Annotated in this window: 29 protein-coding genes; all 29 read left to right on the forward strand. The window is 64.7% G+C overall.

The annotated features are described in order from the left end of the window. Window positions 1-155: 155 nt before the first annotated feature. The 29 genes from ACX80W_RS02265 (at window position 156) to map (ending at window position 24,181) form a co-directional block, all read left to right on the forward strand. Window positions 156-4,046, forward strand: a complete 3,891-nt coding sequence (locus ACX80W_RS02265; RefSeq protein ID WP_459280038.1) for a DNA-directed RNA polymerase subunit beta' — start codon at window positions 156-158, stop codon at window positions 4,044-4,046. Between the two features lie 475 nt (window positions 4,047-4,521). After that, window positions 4,522-4,896 (forward strand): 30S ribosomal protein S12, encoded by a 375-nt coding sequence (gene rpsL, locus ACX80W_RS02270; protein WP_120164735.1) that lies wholly within the window; start codon window positions 4,522-4,524, stop codon window positions 4,894-4,896. Between the two features lies 1 nt (window position 4,897). After that, on the forward strand, window positions 4,898-5,368 hold the full coding sequence (gene rpsG / locus ACX80W_RS02275) for a 30S ribosomal protein S7 (RefSeq protein ID WP_043440595.1): 471 nt from the start codon (window positions 4,898-4,900) through the stop codon (window positions 5,366-5,368). A gap of 86 nt (window positions 5,369-5,454) precedes the next feature. Continuing rightward, entirely contained in the window at window positions 5,455-7,569 is a 2,115-nt protein-coding gene (gene fusA, locus ACX80W_RS02280; RefSeq protein WP_459280040.1) for an elongation factor G, read from the forward strand. A 209-nt stretch (window positions 7,570-7,778) separates the two neighbouring features. Further along, the gene (gene tuf, locus ACX80W_RS02285) at window positions 7,779-8,969 is read left to right on the forward strand and encodes an elongation factor Tu (RefSeq protein WP_120164739.1); all 1,191 of its coding nucleotides are present in this window, start codon (window positions 7,779-7,781) and stop codon (window positions 8,967-8,969) included. 586 nt (window positions 8,970-9,555) lie between these two features. Next, window positions 9,556-10,524 (forward strand): hypothetical protein, encoded by a 969-nt coding sequence (locus tag ACX80W_RS02290; protein WP_459280043.1) that lies wholly within the window; start codon window positions 9,556-9,558, stop codon window positions 10,522-10,524. Window positions 10,525-11,434: 910 nt separating this feature from the next. Beyond that, window positions 11,435-11,743 (forward strand): 30S ribosomal protein S10, encoded by a 309-nt coding sequence (gene rpsJ, locus ACX80W_RS02295; protein WP_026531952.1) that lies wholly within the window; start codon window positions 11,435-11,437, stop codon window positions 11,741-11,743. A 16-nt stretch (window positions 11,744-11,759) separates the two neighbouring features. Continuing rightward, a complete protein-coding gene (gene rplC / locus ACX80W_RS02300) occupies window positions 11,760-12,416 on the forward strand; it encodes a 50S ribosomal protein L3 (protein ID WP_459280045.1) in 657 nt (218 codons plus the stop codon). 4 nt (window positions 12,417-12,420) lie between these two features. Continuing rightward, window positions 12,421-13,044, forward strand: a complete 624-nt coding sequence (rplD, locus tag ACX80W_RS02305; RefSeq protein ID WP_459280047.1) for a 50S ribosomal protein L4 — start codon at window positions 12,421-12,423, stop codon at window positions 13,042-13,044. After that, window positions 13,041-13,346 (forward strand): 50S ribosomal protein L23, encoded by a 306-nt coding sequence (rplW, locus tag ACX80W_RS02310; protein WP_459280049.1) that lies wholly within the window; start codon window positions 13,041-13,043, stop codon window positions 13,344-13,346. The genes rplD and rplW overlap by 4 nt, the downstream gene beginning before the upstream one ends. 31 nt (window positions 13,347-13,377) lie before the next feature. Then, window positions 13,378-14,217: a 50S ribosomal protein L2 gene (rplB, locus tag ACX80W_RS02315; RefSeq protein ID WP_055768070.1), complete on the forward strand. Its 840-nt coding sequence runs from the start codon at window positions 13,378-13,380 to the stop codon at window positions 14,215-14,217. A 12-nt stretch (window positions 14,218-14,229) separates the two neighbouring features. Next, the gene (rpsS, locus tag ACX80W_RS02320) at window positions 14,230-14,511 is read left to right on the forward strand and encodes a 30S ribosomal protein S19 (RefSeq protein ID WP_026549122.1); all 282 of its coding nucleotides are present in this window, start codon (window positions 14,230-14,232) and stop codon (window positions 14,509-14,511) included. A 38-nt stretch (window positions 14,512-14,549) separates the two neighbouring features. After that, window positions 14,550-14,915: a 50S ribosomal protein L22 gene (gene rplV, locus ACX80W_RS02325; protein WP_120164749.1), complete on the forward strand. Its 366-nt coding sequence runs from the start codon at window positions 14,550-14,552 to the stop codon at window positions 14,913-14,915. Next, window positions 14,916-15,746 (forward strand): 30S ribosomal protein S3, encoded by an 831-nt coding sequence (gene rpsC / locus ACX80W_RS02330; RefSeq protein WP_120164750.1) that lies wholly within the window; start codon window positions 14,916-14,918, stop codon window positions 15,744-15,746. Beyond that, on the forward strand, window positions 15,747-16,163 hold the full coding sequence (gene rplP / locus ACX80W_RS02335; RefSeq protein ID WP_049829176.1) for a 50S ribosomal protein L16: 417 nt from the start codon (window positions 15,747-15,749) through the stop codon (window positions 16,161-16,163). 1 nt (window position 16,164) lies between these two features. Continuing rightward, the gene (rpmC, locus tag ACX80W_RS02340; RefSeq protein WP_459280052.1) at window positions 16,165-16,506 is read left to right on the forward strand and encodes a 50S ribosomal protein L29; all 342 of its coding nucleotides are present in this window, start codon (window positions 16,165-16,167) and stop codon (window positions 16,504-16,506) included. After that, window positions 16,503-16,793 (forward strand): 30S ribosomal protein S17, encoded by a 291-nt coding sequence (gene rpsQ / locus ACX80W_RS02345; RefSeq protein WP_459280054.1) that lies wholly within the window; start codon window positions 16,503-16,505, stop codon window positions 16,791-16,793. The genes rpmC and rpsQ overlap by 4 nt, the downstream gene beginning before the upstream one ends. A 265-nt stretch (window positions 16,794-17,058) precedes the next feature. Further along, entirely contained in the window at window positions 17,059-17,427 is a 369-nt protein-coding gene (rplN, locus tag ACX80W_RS02350; RefSeq protein ID WP_049829173.1) for a 50S ribosomal protein L14, read from the forward strand. Window positions 17,428-17,430: 3 nt separating this feature from the next. Next, window positions 17,431-17,808: a 50S ribosomal protein L24 gene (gene rplX, locus ACX80W_RS02355; protein WP_120164755.1), complete on the forward strand. Its 378-nt coding sequence runs from the start codon at window positions 17,431-17,433 to the stop codon at window positions 17,806-17,808. After that, window positions 17,808-18,383, forward strand: a complete 576-nt coding sequence (rplE, locus tag ACX80W_RS02360; RefSeq protein ID WP_459280056.1) for a 50S ribosomal protein L5 — start codon at window positions 17,808-17,810, stop codon at window positions 18,381-18,383. The genes rplX and rplE overlap by 1 nt, the downstream gene beginning before the upstream one ends. A gap of 96 nt (window positions 18,384-18,479) precedes the next feature. Further along, window positions 18,480-18,878, forward strand: a complete 399-nt coding sequence (rpsH, locus tag ACX80W_RS02365) for a 30S ribosomal protein S8 (RefSeq protein ID WP_043440638.1) — start codon at window positions 18,480-18,482, stop codon at window positions 18,876-18,878. Window positions 18,879-18,895: 17 nt separating this feature from the next. After that, window positions 18,896-19,432, forward strand: coding sequence for a 50S ribosomal protein L6 (rplF, locus tag ACX80W_RS02370; RefSeq protein WP_459280058.1), 537 nt, complete (start codon window positions 18,896-18,898; stop codon window positions 19,430-19,432). 2 nt (window positions 19,433-19,434) lie between these two features. Then, on the forward strand, window positions 19,435-19,818 hold the full coding sequence (rplR, locus tag ACX80W_RS02375) for a 50S ribosomal protein L18 (RefSeq protein ID WP_459280060.1): 384 nt from the start codon (window positions 19,435-19,437) through the stop codon (window positions 19,816-19,818). Further along, on the forward strand, window positions 19,815-20,549 hold the full coding sequence (gene rpsE / locus ACX80W_RS02380) for a 30S ribosomal protein S5 (protein WP_459280062.1): 735 nt from the start codon (window positions 19,815-19,817) through the stop codon (window positions 20,547-20,549). The genes rplR and rpsE overlap by 4 nt, the downstream gene beginning before the upstream one ends. Continuing rightward, window positions 20,549-20,767 (forward strand): 50S ribosomal protein L30, encoded by a 219-nt coding sequence (gene rpmD / locus ACX80W_RS02385; RefSeq protein ID WP_459280064.1) that lies wholly within the window; start codon window positions 20,549-20,551, stop codon window positions 20,765-20,767. The genes rpsE and rpmD overlap by 1 nt, the downstream gene beginning before the upstream one ends. Beyond that, the gene (rplO, locus tag ACX80W_RS02390) at window positions 20,767-21,258 is read left to right on the forward strand and encodes a 50S ribosomal protein L15 (protein ID WP_459280066.1); all 492 of its coding nucleotides are present in this window, start codon (window positions 20,767-20,769) and stop codon (window positions 21,256-21,258) included. Before rpmD ends, rplO begins: the two co-directional genes overlap by 1 nt. A gap of 202 nt (window positions 21,259-21,460) precedes the next feature. Continuing rightward, window positions 21,461-22,774 carry a preprotein translocase subunit SecY gene (secY, locus tag ACX80W_RS02395; RefSeq protein ID WP_459280067.1) on the forward strand — a complete coding sequence of 438 codons (1,314 nt, stop codon included), beginning with the start codon at window positions 21,461-21,463 and terminating at the stop codon, window positions 22,772-22,774. Further along, on the forward strand, window positions 22,771-23,343 hold the full coding sequence (locus ACX80W_RS02400) for an adenylate kinase (RefSeq protein ID WP_459280069.1): 573 nt from the start codon (window positions 22,771-22,773) through the stop codon (window positions 23,341-23,343). Before secY ends, ACX80W_RS02400 begins: the two co-directional genes overlap by 4 nt. Before the next feature lie 10 nt (window positions 23,344-23,353). Continuing rightward, the gene (gene map, locus ACX80W_RS02405) at window positions 23,354-24,181 is read left to right on the forward strand and encodes a type I methionyl aminopeptidase (RefSeq protein ID WP_459280198.1); all 828 of its coding nucleotides are present in this window, start codon (window positions 23,354-23,356) and stop codon (window positions 24,179-24,181) included. Window positions 24,182-24,272 lie beyond the last annotated feature (91 nt).

Genomic DNA, 24,272 nt, shown 5'->3' on the forward strand with positions numbered 1-24,272 from the left:
GGCGTTCGAACGCGGCCAACGAAATTTCTTCGGCCGCGGACGGCCTTGAAATATTAAAGGCCGCTTCCTCGAACACCGGTCCGGTGCGGGCCTGGCTGCCCACCGCACCCATCAGACTTCAAGAATTTAGAGAACAAAGAGAGAACAGGGACCATATGTCCAGCGAATCCTCCTTCGGCCTCATGCGAATCGGCCTTGCCACCGCGGACGAAATCCGCGGCTGGTCTTACGGCGAGGTCAAGAAGCCGGAAACCATCAACTACCGCACGCTCAAGCCCGAGAAGGACGGCCTCTTCTGCGAGAAGATCTTCGGCCCTTCCCGCGACTGGGAGTGCTACTGCGGCAAGTACAAGCGCGTGCGCTTCAAGGGCATCATTTGTGAGCGCTGCGGCGTCGAGGTCACCCGCGCCAAGGTGCGCCGCGAGCGCATGGGCCACATCGAGCTCGCCGCTCCCGTCACGCACATCTGGTACTTCAAGGGTGTTCCCTCACGCCTTGGCTACCTGCTTGACCTTGCACCGAAGGACCTCGAGAAGGTCATCTACTTCGCTGCCTACATGATCACCTCGGTTGACGAAGAGAACCGCCACGCCGAACTGCCGAACCTCCAGGCCGAGCACGACCTCGAGAAGAAGCAGATGATCGACCAGCGCGACTCCGACATCGCCGCGATCGCCAAGGACCTTGAGGACGAGCTTGCCCGTCTCGAGGGAGAGGGCGCCAAGGCCGCCGACAAGAAGAAGGCCCGCGACTCCGCGGACCGTCAGATGGCCAACGTGCGCAAGCGCGCCGACGCCGACATCGAGCGCCTGGTCCAGGTGTGGGAGCGCTTCAAGACCCTCAAGGTCGCCGACCTTGAAGGCGATGAGGGCCTCTACCGCGAACTGCGCGACCGTTACGGCCTGTACTTCGAGGGCTCCATGGGTGCCGAAGCGATCAAGAAGCGTCTTGAGAACTTCGACATGGCCGGCGAGGCCGAGATGCTCCGCGACATCATTCAGAACGGCAAGGGCCAGCGCAAGACGCGTGCCCTGAAGCGCCTGAAGGTCGTCAATGCGTTCCTCACCACCACCAACAGCCCCCTGGGCATGGTGCTCGACGCCGTCCCGGTGATCCCGCCGGAACTGCGCCCGATGGTCCAGCTCGACGGCGGCCGTTTCGCGACGTCCGACCTCAACGACCTGTACCGCCGCGTGATCAACCGGAACAACCGCCTCAAGCGCCTGCTGGATCTCGGTGCCCCCGAGATCATCGTGAACAACGAAAAGCGCATGCTGCAGGAAGCCGTTGACTCCCTGTTCGACAACGGCCGCCGCGGCCGTCCCGTCACCGGGCCGGGCAACCGTCCGCTGAAGTCGCTCTCCGACATGCTCAAGGGCAAGCAGGGACGCTTCCGCCAGAACCTCCTGGGCAAGCGCGTCGACTACTCGGGCCGTTCCGTGATCGTCGTCGGCCCGCAGCTGAAGCTGCACCAGTGCGGCCTGCCCAAGCAGATGGCACTGGAGCTCTTCAAGCCGTTCGTGATGAAGCGCCTGGTTGACCTCAACCACGCGCAGAACATCAAGAGCGCCAAGCGGATGGTCGAGCGCTACCGCCCGCAGGTCTGGGACGTTCTCGAAGAGATCATCACCGAGCACCCCGTGCTGCTGAACCGTGCACCTACCCTGCACCGTCTCGGCATCCAGGCGTTCGAGCCCCAGCTGGTTGAAGGCAAGGCCCTTCAGCTCCACCCGCTGGTCTGCGCCGCGTTCAACGCCGACTTCGACGGTGACCAGATGGCAGTTCACCTGCCGCTGAGCCCCGAGGCCCAGGCCGAGGCGCGCATCCTGATGCTCTCCTCGAACAACATCCTGAAGCCCTCCGATGGCCGCCCCGTGACCCTCCCGTCACAGGACATGATCATCGGTCTGCACCACCTCACCACCAAGCGTGAGGGCAGTGCGGGCGAAGGCCGCGTGTTCACCAGCCCCGCCGAGGCCATCATGGCGCACGACGCCGGCGAGCTGCACCTGAACTCCGTGGTGAAGATCCGCGTTCCCAACTTCGTCCCCAGCGCGGATACCCCTGCGCCTGAGGGCTGGGAGCCGGGCGCCCCGGCGCTGATCGAGACCTCCCTCGGGCAGGTCCTGTTCAACGACACGCTGCCCGAGGACTACCCCTGGGTCGAGAAGGTCGCCGACAAGGGACAGCTCTCCACGATCGTCAACGATCTCGCGGAGCGCTACCCCAAGGTCGTCACCGCCGCGACGCTGGACAACCTCAAGGACGCCGGCTTCTACTGGGCCACGCGTTCAGGCGTCACCGTCGCCATCTCCGACATCTCCGCGCCCATCAACAAGGCCGGAATCATGGAGGGCTACGAGACGCAGGCCGCGAAGGTCCAGTCGCAGTTCGACAAGGGCCTGATCGCCGACGAGGAGCGCCGCCAGGAGCTCATCGACATCTGGAACAAGGCCACCAACGAGGTTGCCGCCTCGATGCGCGAGGCAATGCCGAAGGACAACACCATCAACCGCATGGTGTCCTCCGGTGCCCGTGGTAACTGGCTGCAGGTCCGGCAGATCGCCGGTATCCGTGGACTGGTGGCAAACCCCAAGGGTGAGATCATCCCGCGTCCGATCAAGTCTTCCTACCGCGAGGGCCTGTCGGTGCTGGAGTACTTCATCGCCACGCACGGTGCGCGTAAGGGCCTTGCGGACACCGCGCTGCGTACGGCGAACTCGGGTTACCTGACCCGCCGTCTCGTGGACGTGTCCCAGGACGTCATCGTCCGCGAGGACGACTGCGGCACCGAGCGCGGCCTGAAGGTCACCATCGCCGTACCGGATGCCAACGGCGAACTGGTCCTGCACGAAGAGGTCGAGAACTCGGCGTACGCCCGTACGCTGGCCACCGACGTCGTCGATTCCAAGGGTGAGGTGCTGGCGGCTGCCGGCTCCGACGTCGGGGACGTCCTGATCGGCGAGCTGTTCGCCGCGGGCATCACCGAGATCAAGATCCGCTCCGTGCTGACCTGTGAGTCGAGCGTCGGGACCTGCGCCCTCTGCTACGGCCGTTCGCTCGCGACCGGCAAGACCGTGGATATCGGAGAGGCCGTCGGCATCATCGCCGCACAGTCCATCGGTGAGCCCGGCACGCAGCTGACCATGCGTACCTTCCACACCGGCGGTGTTGCCTCGGCCGAGGACATCACCCAGGGTCTGCCCCGGATCCAGGAGCTCTTCGAGGCGCGTACCCCCAAGGGTGTCGCCCCGATCTCCGAGGTCGCAGGGCGGGTCACCATCGAGGATGCCGAGAAGCAGCTTCGCCTGGTGGTCACCCCGGACGACGGCTCGGAAGAGGTCGCGTACCCGGTCCTGCGCCGTGCGCGCCTGCTCGTCGCCGACGGCGAGCACGTCGAGGTCGGGCAGCAGCTCGTCTTCGGCGCGGTCGACCCGAAGCAGATCCTGCGTATTCTTGGCCCCCGCAAGGCCCAGGAATTCCTGGTCGACGAGGTCCAGCGCGTGTACCGCAGCCAGGGTGTCGGCATCCACGACAAGCACGTGGAAGTCATCGTCCGGCAGATGCTCCGCCGCGTCACGGTGATCGAGTCCGGTGAGTCGGACCTTCTCCCCGGAGAGCTGGCCGAGCGCCGCCGCTTCGAGGACGAGAACCGCCGCGTGGTGTCCGAGGGCAAGAAGCCGGCCTCAGGCCGTCCCGAGCTCATGGGCATCACCAAGGCCTCGCTCGCCACCGAGTCGTGGCTGTCGGCCGCTTCCTTCCAGGAGACCACGCGTGTTCTCACGCAGGCCGCCATGGAAGGCAAGAGCGACCCGCTGCTGGGCCTGAAGGAGAACGTGATCATCGGTAAGCTCATCCCGGCCGGAACCGGCCTGGACCGCTACACGAAGATCACGGTCGAGCCCACCGAGGAAGCCAAGGCCAACCTCTTCACCGGTCCGAGCGCGTTCAGCGACTTCGACTACGCCGGCGTCGAGGGTGGCATGAGCCCCGAGTTCCACGCCATCCCCCTGGATGACTACGACCTCGGGAACGACTTCCGCTAGGAAGCCCGTGCTGCACGAGCAGCCGTGAGACACGGCGGAAGGCCCCGGACCCGGAACGGTCCGGGGCCTTCCCCGTCCCCGGCGTCGGGCGCCGTCGTCCTGGCCCTTCGGCCGGCCCGTCGTCCGGGGTCCGCCCGGTGGTGTCCCGGGGTCCGGAGGCCCGCCTTTTTCCGCGGAATTCCGGGGCCGGGACGGGGGAGCGGGGCGGGAGCGGCGCAATCTCTGATAGACTTGGCAGCAATTGTTTGTGTGGCAGTGGATTGGCGTTGCGAAACGTATCTCCGTGTTGTAGGGATCTTGTACAACGAATGCCACATTTTCGCACGCCTACGGTCGTTTTACGGCAGCTTGTCAGGCGGCGCCAAACGACTGAGAACCCCCGCTCACGGGTGGTCCGCTGCCCCCGGGGTTACGGAGTACCGCAAGGGTTGGGCTAACAGAGAACTCATCTTCAGACATTACGGAGAACACGAAAGTGCCTACGATTAACCAGCTGGTCCGCAAGGGCCGGTCACCGAAGGTCGCCAAGACCAAGGCGCCCGCACTGAAGGGCAGCCCGATGAAGCGCGGCGTCTGCACCCGCGTCTACACGACCACCCCGAAGAAGCCGAACTCCGCGCTCCGCAAGGTCGCCCGCGTGCGTCTCAACGGCGGCATCGAAGTCACCGCCTACATCCCCGGTGTTGGGCACAACCTTCAGGAACACTCCATCGTGCTGGTGCGCGGCGGACGTGTGAAGGACCTCCCGGGTGTCCGCTACAAGATTGTCCGTGGGGCGCTGGATACCCAGGGCGTCAAGAACCGTAAGCAGGCCCGCAGCCGCTACGGCGCAAAGATGGAGAAGAAGTAATATGCCTCGTAAGGGCCCGGCCCCGAAGCGGCCGCTCGTTGTAGATCCCGTTTACGGTTCCCCCCTGGTCACGCAGCTGATCAACAAGGTTCTCGTCGACGGCAAGAAGTCCACCGCCGAGCGCATCGTCTACGGTGCACTCGAAGGCGCACGCGCCAAGTCAGGCGGCGACCCGGTCGCTGCGCTGAAGAAGGCCATGGACAACGTCAAGCCGACCCTCGAGGTCCGCTCACGCCGTGTCGGTGGCGCAACCTACCAGGTTCCCGTCGAGGTCAAGCCGGGGCGTTCGACCGCCCTCGCCCTCCGCTGGCTGGTCGGGTACTCCAAGGCCCGCCGCGAGAAGACGATGACCGAGCGTCTGCAGAACGAGATCCTCGACGCCTCCAACGGACTCGGCGCCGCAGTCAAGCGCCGCGAAGACACGCACAAGATGGCCGAATCCAACAAGGCCTTCGCACACTACCGCTGGTAAAACGAGCTCCCGCCTGGGCCTGCCGATCGGCAGGCCCCGGCCCGGGGGTCCAGCAGAACTCCATCTTCGTCAAATAGGGAGACACCGTGGCACAGGACGTGCTTACAGACCTTACAAAGGTCCGCAATATCGGCATCATGGCGCACATCGATGCCGGCAAGACCACTACTACCGAGCGCATCCTGTTCTACACGGGTGTAAACCACAAGATCGGCGAGACCCACGACGGCGCCTCGACGACCGACTGGATGGAACAGGAAAAGGAACGCGGCATCACCATCACGTCTGCCGCCGTGACCAGCTTCTGGCACAACAACCAGATCAACATCATCGACACCCCCGGCCACGTCGACTTCACCGTCGAGGTTGAGCGCTCACTGCGCGTCCTCGACGGCGCCGTCGCCGTGTTCGACGGCAAGGAGGGCGTTGAGCCCCAGTCCGAGACCGTCTGGCGCCAGGCCGACAAGTACGAAGTTCCCCGCATCTGCTTCGTCAACAAGATGGACAAGCTGGGCGCCGACTTCTACTTCACCGTCGACACCATCATCAGCCGCCTCGGCGCCAAGCCGCTGGTCCTCCAGCTGCCCATCGGTGCCGAGAACGACTTCATCGGCGTCGTCGACCTGATCGAAATGCGCGCCCTGGTCTGGCCGGGCGACGCCAAGGGCGACGTGACGATGGGTGCCAAGTACGAGGTCCAGGAGATCCCCGCCGACCTCAAGGAGAAGGCCGAGGAATACCGCGCCGCGCTCGTCGAGACCGTCGCGGAGTCCTCCGACAACCTCATGGGCAAGTACCTCGAGGGTGAAGAACTCTCCGTCGAGGAAATCAAGGCCGGCATCCGCAAGATGACGATCGCCTCCGAGGTCTACCCGATCCTCTGCGGCTCCGCGTTCAAGAACCGCGGCGTCCAGCCGATGCTTGACGCCGTCGTCGACTACCTGCCGTCCCCGCTCGACGTTCCCGCGATGATCGGCCACGATCCCCGCGACGAGGCCGTCGAGATGACCCGCAAGCCGAGCACCGACGAGCCGTTCTCGGCCCTGGCGTTCAAGGTTGCGACCCACCCGTTCTTCGGCCAGCTGACCTTCATCCGGGTGTACTCCGGACAGGTCTCCGCCGGCACCCAGGTGATCAACTCCACCAAGGGCAAGAAGGAGCGCATCGGCAAGCTGTTCCAGATGCACGCCAACAAGGAGAACCCTGTTGAAGAGGCACTGGCCGGCCACATCTACGCTGCGATCGGCCTGAAGGACACCACCACCGGTGACACCCTCTCCGATGCGGGCAGCCAGATCGTCCTCGAGTCCATGAGCTTCCCGGAGCCCGTGATCTCGGTTGCGATCGAGCCCAAGACCAAGGGTGACCAGGAGAAGCTGTCCACGGCTATCCAGAAGCTCTCGGCCGAGGACCCCACCTTCCAGGTCTCCCTCAACGAGGACACCGGACAGACGATCATCGCCGGCATGGGCGAGCTCCACCTGGACATCCTGGTGGACCGCATGCGCCGCGAGTTCAAGGTCGAGGCGAACGTGGGCAAGCCCCAGGTCGCCTACCGCGAGACGATCAAGCGCACGGTCGCCAAGCACGACTACACGCACAAGAAGCAGACCGGTGGATCGGGCCAGTTCGCGAAGATCCAGATCGCGATCGAGCCGCTGGACACCTCCGAAGGCGAGCTCTACACCTTCGACAACAAGGTCACCGGCGGACGCGTTCCGCGCGAGTACATCCCCAGCGTTGATGCAGGCATCCAGGATGCCCTCAACGACGGCGTGCTCGCCGGTTATCCGGTTGTCGGCATCAAGGCGACGCTGCTTGACGGCGCCTACCACGACGTCGACTCCTCCGAAATGGCCTTCAAGATCGCCGGACGTATGGCGTTCAAGGAAGCCGCTCGGATGGCGCAGCCGGTGCTGCTCGAACCGCTCATGGATGTTGAGGTCCGCACGCCCGAGGAGTACATGGGCGAAGTCATCGGCGACCTGAACTCCCGCCGCGGCCAGATGCAGTCCATGGAGGACGCAAGCGGCGTGAAGGTCATCCGCGCCCTCGTGCCCCTGTCCGGAATGTTCGGTTACATCGGTGACCTGCGGTCCAAGACCCAGGGCCGCGCCGTGTACTCGATGCAGTTCGACAGCTACTCGGAGGTCCCCAAGGCTGTTGCCGACGAGATCATCCAGAAGACCCGTGGTGAGTAACTTCGGATCTCCGGTCGGCAACGACTGAGGCATCCGGTGGGACCGGCCCGCGATGAGCGGGCCGGTCCTCCACCAGCCAACGGCCCCCAGGGGCCGGCAGTACCCTGCAATTTCAAGAAAACCAAAGCCCCCAAGTAGACTTGCATGAGTTTCAGCTGCGAAAAGCGCGGCTGGGAAGCAAATCTTCTCAAACGTTCTAGGAGGAACCCGTGGCGAAGGCAAAGTTCGAGCGGACTAAGCCGCACGTTAACATCGGCACCATCGGTCACGTTGACCATGGCAAGACCACGTTGACGGCTGCCATTTCCAAGGTGCTGTACGACAAGTACCCCACTCTCAACGAGCAGCGTGACTTCGCGTCGATCGACTCGGCTCCCGAGGAGAAGCAGCGCGGCATCACCATCAACATCTCGCATGTTGAGTACCAGACTGAGAAGCGCCACTACGCACACGTAGACGCTCCCGGTCACGCTGACTACATCAAGAACATGATCACCGGTGCGGCTCAGATGGATGGTGCCATCCTCGTTGTCGCCGCCACCGACGGTCCGATGGCTCAGACCCGCGAGCACGTTCTGCTCGCCCGCCAGGTTGGTGTTCCCTACCTGCTGGTCGCGCTGAACAAGTCCGACATGGTCGAAGACGAGGAACTGCTTGACCTCGTCGAGATGGAGGTCCGCGAGCTCCTCAGCGCGCAGGGCTTCGACGGCGACGAAGCTCCCGTGGTCCGCGTTTCCGGCCTGAAGGCCCTCGAAGGCGACGCCCAGTGGGTCAAGTCCGTTGAGGACCTGATGGCTGCTGTGGACGAGTCCGTTCCGGACCCGATCCGCGACAAGGACAAGCCCTTCCTCATGCCTGTCGAGGACGTCTTCACCATCACCGGCCGTGGCACCGTTGTTACGGGCCGCGCCGAGCGTGGAACCCTGAAGATCAACTCCGAGGTCGAGATCGTCGGCATCCGCCCGGTCCAGAAGACCACGGTCACCGGTATCGAGATGTTCCACAAGCAGCTCGACGAGGCATGGGCCGGCGAGAACTGTGGCCTGCTGCTCCGCGGCATCAAGCGCGAAGATGTCGAGCGCGGCCAGGTCATCGTCAAGCCGGGTTCGATCACCCCGCACACCGACTTCGAGGCCAACGTCTACATCCTGGCCAAGGACGAGGGCGGGCGTCACAACCCGTTCTACTCGAACTACCGCCCGCAGTTCTACTTCCGCACCACGGACGTAACCGGCGTCATCACCCTCCCCGAGGGCACTGAAATGGTTATGCCCGGCGACAACACTGAGATGACCGTTGCGCTCATCCAGCCGATCGCAATGGAAGAGGGCCTCGGCTTCGCTATCCGTGAAGGCGGCCGCACCGTTGGTTCGGGACGTGTCACCAAGATCATCAAGTAGTCTTCCGACTGCCTGAGTTCTACCGGAAGGGCCCCGCTGCTTCGGCAGTGGGGCCCTTTTGTGTGCCCGGGCCCTTTACGGCTCGTCCGATGATCGGCGCCGCACCCGGCGGGGGCCGGCGCGGCACCGGGCGGGCTGCCCGGTAGGGGTTTGCACGCTTGGTTGCGTCCCGGGTCCCCAAAAGCGACGACGGCGCCGGATTTATCGGGTGCGGGTGTCGCAATCGGGTACGCCGGTCGCAATCAGCGGAGCTGCCGGAGCCCATGCGCAGCTCCCCGGTCGGTGGTGGCGCTGCCGGTGGGTAGCCCGGGTCGTGGTGGCGCTGCCGGCGGGTAGCGCCGGGTCGTGGTGGCGCGGCTTAGGATCGTTTCCACCCCTGGTTGCGTCCCGGGTCCTCGAAAGCGACGGCGGAGCCGGATTTATCGGGTGCGGGTGTCGCAATCGGGTACGCCGGTCGCAAACGGTGGCACCGAGGTCGAGGGGGAGACACACCGTCGGGAAATGGGTTCCGGACTCGGTGCGGACGCCCGTCCACATAACGACGACGGTGGCCAGCTCAGCGGAGCTATGCCGTCAATGTTGAAGCATGACGACGTATTCCATGCTCAGGACATTCCTGCTGTCCACTGCGGAACTCTCGGCCCAGGGCCGCAACTCCCGCCCGCTTCAGCGGAGCTGTGCAGCAGGAGACCTGGTGCGGATCCGGCAGGGGCTCTACGTATCCAGCGAAAAGTGGGCCACCCTCGATCGCTGGGACCGCTATCGGATGAGGGTATTGGCCGTACACCTGGCCGCGCACCGCCCACCCGTCTTCTGCCGTGAAACGGCGGCGCTGGTCCATGGACTACCACTCGTCGCGGTCCCGTCCCACGTGCACGTCCAGCAGGTCGCCGACAGCTCGGCGCACTCGCGCGGAGGGGTCCGACGTCATTGCATCTCCTTGGCTGAGCCCCCGGTGGTCCACACTTCCGGGCTGCAGGTGACCTCGCTCGAGTCGACGATCGTCGCCCTCGCCGTCGGTTCGGGTTTCCCTGCGGGCGTACTCGCTCTCGATGACGCGCTGCGTCGGGGAATGACTGATCTGGAACGGGTATCCGAGCTGGCGCAAATGACACGGACGGCTGCCGCCCAGAGGCGGCTCGCAGCGGTGCTCGATTTCGCCCGCGGCGACGCAGAGTCGCCGGGGGAGTCCCTGAGCCGCGTGCACATGATGGTGATGGGATTTCCGGCGCCCGAGCTGCAGCGGGTGTTCACTGATGCGCGGGGATACATCGGCCGTGTCGACTTCTACTGGCCGCAGGCGCGTCTCGTGGGGGAGTTCGACGGCCTGGTGAAGTACTCGAAGCCGGAATTCCTCACTGGTAGGACGCCCAGCGAGATCGTCATCGAAGAAAAGCGCAGGGAAGACCGGTTGCGGGCCCTGGGGCTGCGGGTAGTGCGCTGGACGTGGGACGACCTCCGCGATCCTGCTTTGCTGCGTGACCTTCTCACCTCGGCAGGCCTTGTTCCGGGGCGACCCGCCATCCCGGGAATCGTCGTCCGCGCCCACGGGTAGGCCCCCGGTTCTCCCGGCGCACGTCGACGCACCCGCCAGGGTGTCAGTGCCCGGCAGGGTGGGTACACTCCAAGACGATAACCGCATGCCAACGCGTCCGCCGCGCCCGAAAGCGACAATCTGCCCCGGTATTCCAGGTTCGGCCGTCGCTTTGGGGCGTGCTGGTCGTACGCGGGCGTAGTTGGCGCTTGGGGCGTGCGGGGCGCACCCGGGCGCAGTGAGCGGGATGGAAGCTCCGGTCAGGACGGCGTCGGTGGCGGGCGGGCGCGGATCGCGCAGCACGGTTGCGACGTGCGCCCCGAAAGCGACAAACCGCCCCGATATTTTCGGTCCGCAGGTCGCTTTCGGGTGTGCTGGTCACATTTAGTCGCGGTCACCGGAATGGAAGCTCCCGCCGGCACCGGCGCGACCTGGGGCCCGGGCGGAGCGCGACCCGGGGTCCGAGCGGAGCGGCTCCTGCAGCCGGAGCGGCACTCGACGCGGCCGGCCGGCCGGGGGAGAGGCTCGTCACCCCCGCGTGTTGCGCGCGCCACGCCGTCCGGAGGGGCGGAAATCCGCGCTGATTGGCGTTTGACGGGCATCTCTGCCAGACTAGACAAGTTGTTCAAGTGCTTGCGCGTGCGGTTTGAGACCCGGGTCCCGGTCAGGATAATGCCTGATGCAGGGTCAAGGTTCACCGGTCAGCGTGGCCCAAATATAATCCATCCCGTTCAGCCTGGCTGAAGAGCGCGGAATGTGCGTGTCGAGAAAAGCGCGACACGCCCGAGCGCGGGGGTCGGAGCCTCAGCAGGGTGAGGAACCCGGAATCGTCCGGATTCAGCCTGTGGGGGAGCGCCGAACAACGGGCGCAGACAATGTACGTACCGGAACTGCCCCGGCAGTTTTCATGTAGAGAGAGAGTCGAGACGCCATGGCGGGACAGAAGATCCGCATCCGGCTGAAGTCATATGACCACGAGGTCATTGATGTTTCAGCGCGGAAGATCGTTGAGACGGTGACGCGCGCAGGCGCTACGGTTGTTGGCCCCGTGCCGCTGCCGACGGAGAAGAACGTTTTCGTTGTGATCCGGTCCCCGCACAAGTACAAGGACAGCCGTGAGCACTTTGAAATGCGCACTCACAAGCGTCTGATCGACATCATTGACCCCACGCCTAAGGCCGTTGATTCGCTGATGCGTCTCGACCTGCCTGCGGACGTGAACATCGAAATCAAGCTGTAAGGGAGAGGGGATACACATGTCTACTTCACTTACGCGCCAGGTCAAGGGCCTGCTGGGCATCAAGCTCGGCATGACCCAGGTCTGGGATGAGAACAACGTCCTCGTTCCCGTCACCGTCGTTCAGGCGGACTCGAACGTCATCACGCAGCTGCGCACCGCGGACAAGGACGGCTACAGCGCCGTGCAGATCGGCTTCGGCCAGATCGACCCCCGCAAGGTGACCAAGCCGCTGGCCGGCCACTTCGACAAGGCCGGGGTCACCCCGCGCCGTCACGTGGTCGAGCTGCGCACCGCCGACGCCGACACCTACGAGCTGGGCCAGGAACTCTCCGTCGAGATGTTCGCTGCCGGCCAGACGGTCGACGTCATCGGCACCACCAAGGGCAAGGGCTTCGCCGGTGTCATGAAGCGCCACGGTTTCCACGGCGTTGGAGCATCGCACGGTGCCCACAAGAACCACCGCAAGCCCGGCTCCATCGGTGGTGCGTCCACCCCCAGCCGCGTCTTCAGGGGAATGAAAATGGCAGGCCGCATGGGTGCCGTTCGTCAGACCACGCTGAACCTCACGGTTCACGGCGTCGATGCCGAGAAGTCGCTGCTGCTGATCAAGGGCGCTGTACCTGGCGCCCGCGGCCAGGTCGTCCTCGTACGCACCGCCGTGAAGGGAGCATAGCCAAATGGCTGTCCAAACAGTAAAGGTCGATCTCCCCGCCGAGATCTTCGACGTTCAGACGAACGTGCCGCTGCTGCACCAGGTTGTCGTGGCCCAGCTTGCGGCTGCCCGCCAGGGTACCCACAAGACCAAGACCCGCGCCGAGGTGAGCGGTGCAGGCCGCAAGCCGTTCAAGCAGAAGGGAACCGGCCGTGCCCGTCAGGGTTCGATCCGCGCCCCCCACATGACCGGTGGTGGCGTTGTCCACGGGCCCACGCCCCGCGACTACAGCCAGCGCACCCCCAAGAAGATGAAGGCAGCCGCCCTGCGCGGAGCCCTCTCGGACCGCGCCCGCAATGGCCGCATCCACGTTCTTGAGGCCCTGGTGGCCGGCGACAAGCCGTCGACCAAGGGTGCCATCGAGACGCTGCGTTCGATCTCCGAGCGGCCCAACCTGCTCGTGGTCATCGAGCGCGCCAACGACGTATCGGCGCTGTCGGTACGCAACGTCCCCGGGGTTCACGTGCTGTACGTTGACCAGCTCAACACGTACGACGTGCTGGTTTCCGACGATGTGATCTTCACGAAGGCCGCCTACGACGAGTTCGTCGAGTCGGCTGACGCAACATCGAAGGAGGAGGCCAAGTGAGCGGCAGCATCGCAAAGGATCCGCGCGACGTCGTCATTGCACCCGTCGTCTCGGAAAAGAGCTACGGCCTGATCGACGAAGGTAAGTACACCTTCCTGGTCGACCCGCGTTCCAACAAGGAAGAGATCAAGCTGGCCGTGGAGAAGATTTTCTCCGTCAAGGTCGACTCGATCAACACCATCAACCGTGCCGGTAAGCGCAAGCGCACCAAGTTCGGCTGGGGACAGCGCAAGGGCACCAAGCGTGCCATTGTGTCCCTCAAAGAAGGCACAATCGACATCTTCGGCGGTCCGCTCGCCTAGAGCGGAGACCACTTTAACGAGGAAATGACACATGGGAATCCGTAAATACAAGCCGACAACGCCGGGCCGCCGCGGCTCCAGCGTTGCCGACTTCGCAGAAATCACTCGATCGACACCGGAGAAGTCCCTGGTGCGTCCGCTCCCCAAGAAGGGCGGCCGTAACAACACCGGCAAGATCACGACCCGTCACAAGGGTGGTGGACACAAGCGTCAGTACCGTCTGATCGACTTCCGCCGCCACGACAAGGACGGCGTTGACGCCCGCGTAGCTGAGATCGAATACGATCCCAACCGCACGGCGCGCATCGCACTCCTGCACTACGTTGATGGCACCAAGCGCTACATCGTTGCGCCGAACAAGCTCAAGCAGGGCGACTTCGTCGAGGCCGGCGCCGGGGCTGACATCAAGCCCGGCAACAACCTTCCGCTGCGCAACATCCCCGTCGGTACGGTCATCCACGCTGTGGAGCTCCGTCCGGGCGGCGGCGCCAAGATGGCCCGCTCCGCCGGTGCGTCGGTCCAGCTCGTCGCCAAGGAAGGCCGTTTCGCCCAGCTGCGTCTGCCCTCCGGTGAAATCCGCAACGTCGACGTCCGCTGCCGCGCGACGATCGGCGAGGTCGGCAACGCCGAGCAGTCGAACATCAACTGGGGCAAGGCCGGCCGTAACCGCTGGAAGGGCATCCGCCCGACCGTCCGTGGTGTGGCCATGAACCCCGTCGACCACCCCCACGGTGGTGGTGAAGGTAAGACCTCCGGTGGACGCCACCCGGTCAACCCCAACGGCAAGGCAGAGGGACGCACCCGCCGTCCCAACAAGGAAAGCGATTCACTCATTGTGCGTCGCCGTCGTTCCGGCAAGAACAAGCGATAGGAGCCTGGGAACATGCCACGCAGCCTGAAGAAAGGCCCCTTCGTCGATCAGCACCTTTACGTAAAGGTCGCTCGCGAGAACGAATCGGGCACAAAGAACGTCATCAAGACGTGGTCCCGCCGCTCCATGATCGTCCCCGACATGCTCGGGCACACGATCGCGGTGCACGACGGGCGCAAGCACATTCCGGTGTTTGTCACCGAGTCGATGGTCGGGCACAAGCTCGGCGAATTCGCTCCTACGCGGACTTTCCGCGGCCATGTTAAGGACGACCGCAAGGGCAAGCGCCGCTAGGCGCTGGCTTTTACGGCTAAGACGAGAGAAGGAAAGCAATGGAAGCCAAGGCAATTGCGCGTCATATCCGCGTAACGCCTATGAAGGCCCGGCGCGTCGTCAACCTTGTTCGTGGTAAGCAGGCGAATGAGGCTCTGGCTATTCTGAAGTTTGCCCCACAGGTTGCTTCAGAGCCGGTATTCAAGGTAGTTCAGTCCGCAATGGCCAACGCCCGCGTTCTCGCGGACCGCGATGGCGTTGCCTTCGACGAGGGCGACCTGGTCATCAGCGAGGCATTTGTCGATGAGGGCCCCACTATGAAGCGGTTCCGTCCGCGTGCCCAGGGCCGCGCGTTCCGCATCAACAAGCGGACCAGCCACATCACAGTTGTAGTAGCTACCCCTGAGAAAGTGGAGGTCCGCTAAGTGGGACAGAAAGTAAACCCGCACGGGTTCCGACTCGGCATCACCACGGACCACCGGTCTCACTGGTTTGCTGACAGCAACAAGCCGGGCCAGCGCTACAGGGACTTCGTCCGCGAGGACATCAAGATCCGTCAGCTCATGTCCACGGGCATGGACCGCGCCGGCATCGCCAAGGTCGAGATCGAGCGCACCCGCGACCGTGTCCGCGTGGACATCCACACGGCACGTCCGGGCATCGTCATCGGCCGCCGCGGCGCCGAAGCGGACCGCATCCGCGGCGAGCTCGAGAAGCTCACCGGTAAGCAGGTTCAGCTGAACATCCTCGAGGTCAAGAACCCCGAGATCGAGGCCCAGCTTGTCGCCCAGGGCGTCGCCGAGCAGCTTTCCTCCCGCGTGGCCTTCCGCCGCGCGATGAAGAAGGCAATGCAGTCGGCACAGCGCGCGGGAGCCAAGGGCATCCGTGTCCAGTGCTCCGGCCGCCTGGGTGGCGCCGAAATGAGCCGCTCGGAGTTCTACCGCGAAGGCCGTGTGCCCCTGCACACCCTCCGCGCGAACATCGACTACGGGTTCTTCGAAGCCAAGACCACCTTCGGCCGCATCGGCGTGAAGGTCTGGATCTACAAGGGTGACGTCACCGCGAAGGAACTGGCAGCCCAGGCTGCGGCAGCTCCCTCCCGCGGCCGCGGCGGAGACCGTCCGGGCCGTGGCCCCGCCGGTGGCGACCGCGACCGTGGCGGAGACCGCCGCCGCCGTCCCGCCGCCGAGGCGCCGGCAGCTGCACCCGCCGAAACCGCCGCAGCACCCGCAGCGGCTGAAGGAGGACAGGCTTAAATGCTTATCCCACGTCGAGTCAAGTTCCGTAAGCAGCACCACCCGGGTCGTTCCGGCGCTGCGACCGGCGGCACCGAGGTCAGCTTTGGCGAATGGGGTATCCAGGCTCTGAGCCCGGCATACGTCACCAACCGCCAGATCGAGTCGGCCCGTATCGCCATGACCCGCCACATCAAGCGTGGCGGCAAGGTCTGGATCAACATCTATCCGGACCGCCCGTTGACCAAGAAGCCTGCCGAAACCCGCATGGGTTCCGGTAAGGGTTCGCCCGAGTGGTGGGTGGCCAACGTCAAGCCGGGACGGGTTCTTTTCGAACTGTCCGGTGTTTCCGAAGAGGTAGCCCGCGAAGCCCTGCGCCTCGCGATCCACAAGCTGCCGTTGAAGGCACGCATCGTGCGTCGTGAGGGTGGTGAATAGCATGGCATTGGGTTCAAAGGAACTAGCAACGGATCAGCTTGACGGGTTCGACAAGGATCGTCTCGTCGAGGAGCTCCGCAAGGCCAAGGAGGAGCTGTTCAACCTCCGCTTCCAGTCGGCCACCGGCCAGCTGGAGAACCATGGCCGCCTGCGCCTGGTCAAGCGCGACATCGCCCGCATCTACACGGTGCTGCGTGAGCGCGAGCTGGGCATCCGGCCCGAGGTCGTTGTAACCGTCGAGGAAGCAAAGACCGAGGAAAAGCCGGCTAAGAAATCCAAGAAGGCCTCCACTAAGGACGCCAAGTCCGTGGACACCGAGGCTTCTGAGGAGGACGCCAAATGAGTGAGCAGAACACCGAAAGCACAACCGACGCCGAGGCACGCGGGTACCGCAAGGTCCGCCGTGGCTACGTCGTTTCGGACAAGATGGACAAGACCATCACAGTCCAGGTCGAGGACCGCGTGAAGCACGCGCTGTACGGCAAGGTTCTGCGCCGTACCTCGAAGGTCAAGGCCCACGACGAGGAGAACACCGCCGGCATCGGCGACATGGTTCTCATCTCGGAGACCCGGCCGCTGTCCGCCACCAAGCGGTGGCGCCTGGTCGAGGTCATCGAAAAGGCCAAGTAGCACCAGCTGCGTGAAATGCCCCGGACACGGATTCGTGTCCGGGGCATTTTCGCGATACGATGAGAATCTTGTCTGTCTGGTGGGTTGGCGCATGCCCTCACACCGGCAAATAGGCAAAAGCCCGATGATCTTGTTCAACACAAATCCGCTCTAAACCGCAGCGCGCCTCGGCGCGCGTTTGTGCTGAGTACCAGTATTACGGGGCCCACCCATATCCGTTCCGCAAGGCTCGATGAGAGAACCAGCGCGACGACAGGAGTAATAAGTGATTCAGCAGGAGTCGCGGCTCAAGGTCGCCGACAACACGGGGGCCAAGGAAATCTTGACCATCCGTGTTCTCGGAGGATCCGGACGCCGCTACGCAGGCATCGGCGACGTCATCGTCGCCACCGTCAAGGACGCAATCCCCGGCGGCAACGTCAAGAAGGGCGACGTCGTCAAGGCGGTCATCGTCCGCACCAAGAAGGAACGCCGCCGCGCGGATGGTTCCTACATCAAGTTTGATGAAAACGCAGCAGTGATCCTGAAGAACGACGGCGACCCCCGCGGTACCCGTATCTTCGGCCCTGTCGGCCGCGAACTGCGCGACAAGCGTTTCATGAAGATCATTTCACTGGCGCCGGAGGTGCTCTAGCCCATGGCACAGAAGACTGGAAAGCTCAAGATCAAGAAGGGTGACCTGGTTCAGGTCATCACCGGAGCCAAGCAGGAGCGCGGCGGCGACCGCGGCAAGCAGGGCAAGGTCCTGAAGGTGTTCCCGGAGACCAACCGTGTCCTCGTTGAGGGCATCAACCGGATCACCAAGCACACCAAGGCCACCCAGCATGAGGGCCACAGCCACGGTGGCGGCATCCAGGTCGTCGAGGCACCGCTGCACATCAGCAACGTTGCGATCGTCGACCCGGAGACCAAGAAGCCGACCCGCGTTGGCTACCGCACCGAGACCGTCGAGCGCGACGGCCGTCAGCGCACCGTCCGCATCCGCGTGGCCAAGTCATCAGGGAAGGATCTGTAATGACTGTTGAAACCGCAGAGACCAAGGTTCTCCCTCGCCTCAAGGCCCGCTACGCCGCTGAAATCAAGTCCTCGCTGCAGGAGGAGTTCAGCTACGCCAACGTCAACCAGGTTCCGCGCCTGGTGAAGGTTGTCGTGAACATGGGTGTTGGAGATGCCGCCAAGGACTCCAAGCTCATCGACGGTGCCGTCAAGGACCTCACCGCGATCACCGGCCAGAAGCCCCAGGTGACCAAGGCCCGCAAGTCCATCGCCCAGTTCAAGCTTCGTGAGGGTATGCCCATCGGCGCCCACGCGACGCTGCGCGGCGATCGCATGTGGGAATTCGTCGACCGCCTGGTGACCCTCGCCCTGCCCCGTATCCGCGACTTCCGCGGGCTCAACGGCAAGCAGTTCGACGGCAACGGCAACTACACCTTCGGCCTCACGGAGCAGTCGATGTTCCACGAGATCGACCAGGACCGGATCGACCGCGTGCGTGGCATGGACATCACCGTCGTCACGACCGCCAAGACCGACGCCGAGGGCCGCGCGCTGCTGAAGGCGCTTGGCTTCCCGTTCAAATCCGAAGATTAATCTAACTACGTTGCAGGTCCGTTCCGGCCAGGACGGGCGAAAGCCCGCTGCTGACCCGGGACCCGGAAACCGTTACGAGGAAGGGCAAGAGCCCACATGACAATGACAGATCCTGTCGCAGACATGCTCACGCGTCTGCGCAATGCAAACTCGGCGTACCACGACTCCGTGTCGATGCCGTACAGCAAGCTCAAGGCTCGCGTAGCCGACATCCTGAAGGCCGAGGGCTACATCGCCGGCTGGAAGGAAGAGGAAGCGGAGGTCGGTAAGAAGCTGACCATCGACCTCAAGTTCGGCCCGGACCGCCAGCGTTCGATCGCCGGCATCCGCCGCATCTCCAAGCCGGGCCTCCGCGTTTACGCGAAGTCCACGAACCTGCCCCACGTGCTGGGCGGCCTTGGTATTGCCATCCTGTCCACGTCCTCCGGTCTGCTCACGGACCGCCAGGCATCCAAGAAGGGTGTGGGTGGGGAAGTCCTCGCCTACGTCTGGTAGCGGGAAGGGTAAGAAAAATGTCACGTATTGGACGTCTCCCCATCACCGTACCTGCGGGTGTTGAGGTCAAGGTCAACGGCAATGAAGTCTCCGTCAAGGGATCCAAGGGCGAGCTGAGCCACACCGTGCCCAGCCCGATCGAAGTTTCGCTCGAGGACAGCACTCTCACCGTCAGCCGGCCCAACGACGAGCGCGTTTCGCGCTCACTGCACGGCCTCACCCGCACGCTGATCTCCAACATGATCGTCGGAGTCACCGAGGGGTACAAGAAGAACCTTGAGATCGTGGGCACGGGTTACCGTGTGCAGGCCAAGGGAAGCGACCTGGAGTTCGCTCTGGGCTACAGCCACCCGGTTGCCGTCAAGGCTCCCGAGGGCATTGTCCTGACTGTCGATTCCCCCACCAAGCTTTCGGTGTCGGGCATCAACAAGCAGCAGGTCGGCGAGGTCGCTGCAAACATCCGCAAGCTGCGCAAGCCCGACCCGTACAAGGGCAAGGGCATCCGCTATGCAGGCGAGATCATCCGCCGCAAGGTCGGAAAGGCCGGTAAGTAACCATGGCAATCAGCATCAATAAGAAGCGCACCTCCAAGAGCAAGTCCGCCTCGCGCGGTCGCCGCCACCTGCGCGTCCGCAAGCGCGTCTCGGGAACCGCGGTCCGTCCGCGCCTGGTCGTCAACCGTTCGGCCCGCCACGTATTCGTGCAGGTCGTCGATGACACCAAGGGCATCACCGTGGCTTCGGCCTCGACGCTTGAAGCGGACCTGCGCGCGTTCGATGGCGACAAGACCGCCAAGGCCAAGCGCGTTGGCGGCCTCGTCGCAGAGCGCGCGAAGGCTGCCGGTATCGAAGCTGTCGTTTTCGACCGCGGCGGTAACAAGTACCACGGCCGTGTCGCGGCCATCGCAGACGGCGCACGCGAAGGTGGGCTGTCACTGTGACCGAAGAAAACAAGGCAAAGGAAGCGCCATTGAATACGGCTACAGAGCAGCCAGCGGCCGACGCCCCGGCTGCCGGTTCCACTGAAACCGCATCGGCCGACAGCCGAGGCGACCGTGGCTCCCGCGGAAGCGGGCGCGGCGGTGAGCGCGGCAAGAGCGACCGTGGCGGCCGTGGTGGCCGTGACGGGCGCGACGGCGGCCGTGACGACAAGGACAAGTTCATTGAGCGCGTCGTCACCATCAACCGCGTCGCCAAGGTCGTCAAGGGCGGCCGCCGCTTCAGCTTCACCGCCCTCGTGGTGGTAGGCGACGGCAACGGCATGGTCGGCGTCGGCTACGGAAAGGCCAAGGAAGTTCCCTCGGCCATCCAGAAGGCCGTCGAGGAAGCCAAGAAGACGATGTTCCGCGTCCCGCGCATCGGTGGAACCATCCCGCACCTGGTGCAGGGTGAGGCCGCTGCCGGCGTCGTGCTCCTTCGTCCCGCGTCCCCGGGTACCGGTGTTATCGCCGGTGGTCCGGTCCGCGCGATCCTCGAGTGCGCCGGCATCCACGACGTCCTGTCGAAGTCGCTCGGCTCCTCCAACGCCATCAACATCGTGCACGCCACGGTTGATGCGCTGCAGAGGCTCGAAGAGCCCCAGGCCGTGGCTGCCCGCCGTGGCCTGCCGCTGGACGAGGTTGCCTCCCACCAGATGCTCCGCGCTATCGCAGCGCAGAAGGTAGGTGCGTAATGACCGCGATCACGCCCAAGCGCGTCAAGGTCAGCTCCGCGAAGCTGCAGATCACGCAGATCAAGTCCGCCATTGGCGGCAAGCAGAACCAGCGCGACACCCTGCGGTCCCTCGGACTGAAGCGGATCGGCCACACCGTGGTCCGTGAAGCCGATGCTGTGACCGTCGGCATGGTCAACACGGTTCCGCACCTCGTGAAGGTTGAGGAGGCCAACTAATGGCAGAGGAAAAGACAACGGCTGTAGCCGAAGGAAAGACGGAGCGCGTCCACGCTCTGAAGGTCCACCACCTGCGTCCGGCCCCCGGAGCCAAAACCAAGAAGACCCGTGTGGGCCGTGGTGAGGGTTCGAAGGGTAAGACGGCCGGCCGTGGCACCAAGGGAACCGCAGCCCGCTACCAGGTGAAGGCAGGATTCGCAGGCGGCCAGCTGCCGCTGCACATGCGTCTGCCCAAGCTGCGCGGGTTCAAGAACCCCTTCCGGGTCGAGTTCCAGGTTGTGAACCTGGACAAGATCTCGGAGCTCTACCCCAACGGTGGCGAAGTGACCGTCGAGTCGCTCGTCGCCCTGGGTGCGGTGCGCAAGAACCAGCCCGTCAAGGTGCTGGGGACCGGCGACATCACCGTGGCAGTCGATGTGAAGGCTAACCGCTTCTCCTCGACCGCAGCCGAGAAGATCACGGCCGCCGGCGGCTCCATCAGCCAGCTCTAGGCGGATCTGCTCGTGGTCCGGCTGTGTTCAACCACGGCCAGGAACTAGACTCTTGGTGGGCCGGTGCTTTCCGGCCCACCAGGAGTTTTCCGGCTTAAGCGCCGGTTCATCACAGCCTGGTGCCAAGAGACCAGGCTTCGACCGTTAGACTCGGTTGTTGTGTACTGTCCGCTTCGGACATTCAAGACCTTCAGGAGGACGCTTGCTAAGCGCTATTGGCCGGGCATTCCGGACGCCAGACTTGCGGCGCAAGCTGTTGTTCACGCTGGGCATCATCACCATCTTCCGGCTCGGTGCCTTCATCCCGGCCCCCGGAGTCGACTACGGCAACGTCCAGCAGTGCCTGAGCCTCGGCAACACGCAGGGCGGCCTCTACGAGTTCGTCAACCTGTTCAGCGGCGGAGCGCTCCTGCAGGTGTCGGTCTTCGCCTTGGGCATCACCCCGTACATCACCGCCAGCATCATCACGCAGCTGCTGCGCGTTGTGATTCCCCGCTTCCAGGAGCTCCATGAGGAAGGCGCCCAGGGCCAGTCACGGCTGACCCAGTACACGCGCTACCTCACGATCGCCCTCGGCCTGCTCAACGCGACGACGCTGGTGTCGCTCGCGCGCTCCGGGGCCCTGCTGGGCGACTGCCCGGTGCCGCTGATCCCGGACGACTCCCTGATCACCATCATCCTGTTGATCATCACCCTCACCGCGGGCACGGGCCTGATCATGTGGATGGGCGAGCTGATCACCGAAAAGGGTGTCGGCAACGGCATGTCCCTGCTGATCTTCACCGCCATCGTCGCGAGCTTCCCCACCTCCCTCGGCGAGATCCTGCGCACCCAGGGCTGGACGGTTTTCCTGGGCGTGATGGTCATGGGCATCGTGGTGGTGGCCCTGGTCATCTTCGTCGAGCAGTCCCAGCGCCGCATCCCGGTGCAGTACGCCAAGCGCATGATCGGGCGCCGCACCCTGGGCGGCAGCAGCACCTACATTCCGATCAAGGTCAACATGGCCGGCGTGATCCCCGTGATCTTCGCGTCCTCCATGCTGTACCTGCCGACGCTCATCGCGCAGTTCAACACCCCCTCGGATGGCCAGACGCCGCCCCCGGAGTGGGTCAACTGGATCACCACCTACCTGGCCACGGGCGACCACCCGCTGTATATGGCGGTGTACTTCCTCATGATCGTGTTCTTCACCTACTTCTACGTGGCGATCACGTTCAACCCGGACGAGGTGTCCGAGAACATGAAGAAGTACGGCGGCTTCATCCCGGGCATCCGGGCCGGCCGTCCCACGGCGGAGTACCTGCAGTACGTGCTCTCGCGCATCACGCTGCCGGGTGCGATCTACCTCGGCCTGGTCGCCCTGATTCCGCTGATCGCCCTCGTGGCGATCGGCGCCAACCAGAACTTCCCGTTCGGCGGCACGTCCATCCTCATCATGGTGGGCGTGGGGCTGGAAACCGTAAAGCAGATCGACGCGCAGCTCCAGCAGCGCCACTACGAAGGGCTCCTCCGATGACAAGAATGCTGATTATCGGCCCTCCGGGTTCGGGCAAGGGAACGCAGGCCGCGCGGATCTCCGAGCGGCTCGGCGTGGTCGCCATCTCGACCGGCGACATCTTCCGCGACAACGTCAAGCGCGAGACTCCGCTGGGCGTCGAGGCGAAGAAGTACATGGACGCCGGGGACTTCGTTCCCGACAGCGTCACCAACAGCATGGTCCGGGACCGGCTGAAGGCCGACGACGTGCAGGAGGGCTTCCTGCTCGACGGCTACCCCCGCACGGCCGCCCAGGTGGCCGAACTCGATGACATCCTTGCGTCGAACTCGCTGACCCTCGACGTCGTCCTCCAGCTCACCGCCGAGGATGAGGAGCTGGTGCGCCGGCTGCTCGGCCGCGCCGCCCTGGACGGGCGCAGCGACGACAACCAGGACGTCATCCGGCACCGCCTGAGCCTCTACCACGAGCAGACCGAGGCCGTCGTCTCGCAGTACAAGGAGCGCGGCATCGTCACCCAGGTGAACGGCATCGGCACCATCGACGAGGTCACCGAGCGCGTCATGAGCGCGCTCAAGGTCGCCAGCTAGGCCGCCGGCGATTTTGCGTCAACCCAAGATCGAGTACAAGACACCCCGCCAGATCCTCAGCATGCGGGAGGCCGGCCTGGTTCTCTCCCGCGGCCTGGACGCCGCGGTGTCCGCCGCCCGGGTGGGGGTGAGCACCCGCGAACTGAACGCGGTGTTCGAGGAGGTGCTCCGGGAGGCCGGGGCCACCTCGAACTTCCTGGGCTACCACGGCTTTCCGGCCAGCATCTGCACCTCCGTCAACGAGGAGGTGGTCCACGGCATCCCCGGGGACTACGTGCTGCAGGACGGGGACATCATCTCCATCGATGCCGGCGCCGTCGTGAACGGCTGGCACGCCGACTCGGCGCGCACCACCATCGTCGGGACGGCCCGGGAAGAGGACGTGCGCCTGTCGCAGGTCACCGAGGAGGCCATGTGGCGGGGGATCGCCGCGCTCGCCGGCGCCAAGCACGTCGGCGACATCGGGGCCGCGATCGACGACTACGTGTCCGAACTGCCGGGCAAGCGCCTTGGCATCCTGGAGGACTACGTGGGCCATGGCATCGGCACGCAGATGCACCAGGCGCCCGACGTGCTCAATTACCGCAGCTCCCACCGCGGCCCGAAGGTCCGCCCGGGGCTCTGCCTGGCCATCGAACCCATGCTCGTGCTCGGGGGACTCGAGACGAAGGTGCTCGACGACGACTGGACCGTGGTGACCACCGACGGCAAGCGCGCCTCCCAGTGGGAGCACACCGTCGCCGTCCACGGCGGCGGCATCTGGGTGCTCAGCGCCGAGGACGGTGGAGCGTCCAAGCTGGCGCCGCTCGGCGTCGTGCCGGTGCCGGTCCAGGCCTAGGCGGTCCGCGGACGCTTCCCGGCCGCCGGGTCCCCGGGGCGCAGGCCGCCCGGGGGAGGGCCCGGCGGGCACCGATTTAACTTCTCCGCGC

The sequence above is a fragment of the Arthrobacter melezitosi genome (genome assembly GCF_054511055.1).

Excerpts from the sequence above, each read along its gene's own strand:
- ACX80W_RS02265 (WP_459280038.1), top strand. The coding sequence starts at position 156 with ATGTCCAGCGAATCCTCCTTCGGCCTCATGCGAATCGGCCTTGCCACC.
- rpsG (WP_043440595.1), top strand. The coding sequence starts at position 4,898 with ATGCCTCGTAAGGGCCCGGCCCCGAAGCGGCCGCTCGTTGTAGATCCC.
- ACX80W_RS02290 (WP_459280043.1), top strand. The coding sequence starts at position 9,556 with ATGACGACGTATTCCATGCTCAGGACATTCCTGCTGTCCACTGCGGAA.
- rpsJ (WP_026531952.1), top strand. The coding sequence starts at position 11,435 with ATGGCGGGACAGAAGATCCGCATCCGGCTGAAGTCATATGACCACGAG.
- rplC (WP_459280045.1), top strand. The coding sequence starts at position 11,760 with ATGTCTACTTCACTTACGCGCCAGGTCAAGGGCCTGCTGGGCATCAAG.
- rplD (WP_459280047.1), top strand. The coding sequence starts at position 12,421 with ATGGCTGTCCAAACAGTAAAGGTCGATCTCCCCGCCGAGATCTTCGAC.
- rplB (WP_055768070.1), top strand. The coding sequence starts at position 13,378 with ATGGGAATCCGTAAATACAAGCCGACAACGCCGGGCCGCCGCGGCTCC.
- rpsS (WP_026549122.1), top strand. The coding sequence starts at position 14,230 with ATGCCACGCAGCCTGAAGAAAGGCCCCTTCGTCGATCAGCACCTTTAC.
- rplV (WP_120164749.1), top strand. The coding sequence starts at position 14,550 with ATGGAAGCCAAGGCAATTGCGCGTCATATCCGCGTAACGCCTATGAAG.
- rplP (WP_049829176.1), top strand. The coding sequence starts at position 15,747 with ATGCTTATCCCACGTCGAGTCAAGTTCCGTAAGCAGCACCACCCGGGT.
- rpmC (WP_459280052.1), top strand. The coding sequence starts at position 16,165 with ATGGCATTGGGTTCAAAGGAACTAGCAACGGATCAGCTTGACGGGTTC.
- rpsQ (WP_459280054.1), top strand. The coding sequence starts at position 16,503 with ATGAGTGAGCAGAACACCGAAAGCACAACCGACGCCGAGGCACGCGGG.
- rplX (WP_120164755.1), top strand. The coding sequence starts at position 17,431 with ATGGCACAGAAGACTGGAAAGCTCAAGATCAAGAAGGGTGACCTGGTT.
- rplE (WP_459280056.1), top strand. The coding sequence starts at position 17,808 with ATGACTGTTGAAACCGCAGAGACCAAGGTTCTCCCTCGCCTCAAGGCC.
- rpsH (WP_043440638.1), top strand. The coding sequence starts at position 18,480 with ATGACAATGACAGATCCTGTCGCAGACATGCTCACGCGTCTGCGCAAT.
- rplF (WP_459280058.1), top strand. The coding sequence starts at position 18,896 with ATGTCACGTATTGGACGTCTCCCCATCACCGTACCTGCGGGTGTTGAG.
- rplR (WP_459280060.1), top strand. The coding sequence starts at position 19,435 with ATGGCAATCAGCATCAATAAGAAGCGCACCTCCAAGAGCAAGTCCGCC.
- rpmD (WP_459280064.1), top strand. The coding sequence starts at position 20,549 with ATGACCGCGATCACGCCCAAGCGCGTCAAGGTCAGCTCCGCGAAGCTG.
- rplO (WP_459280066.1), top strand. The coding sequence starts at position 20,767 with ATGGCAGAGGAAAAGACAACGGCTGTAGCCGAAGGAAAGACGGAGCGC.
- ACX80W_RS02400 (WP_459280069.1), top strand. The coding sequence starts at position 22,771 with ATGACAAGAATGCTGATTATCGGCCCTCCGGGTTCGGGCAAGGGAACG.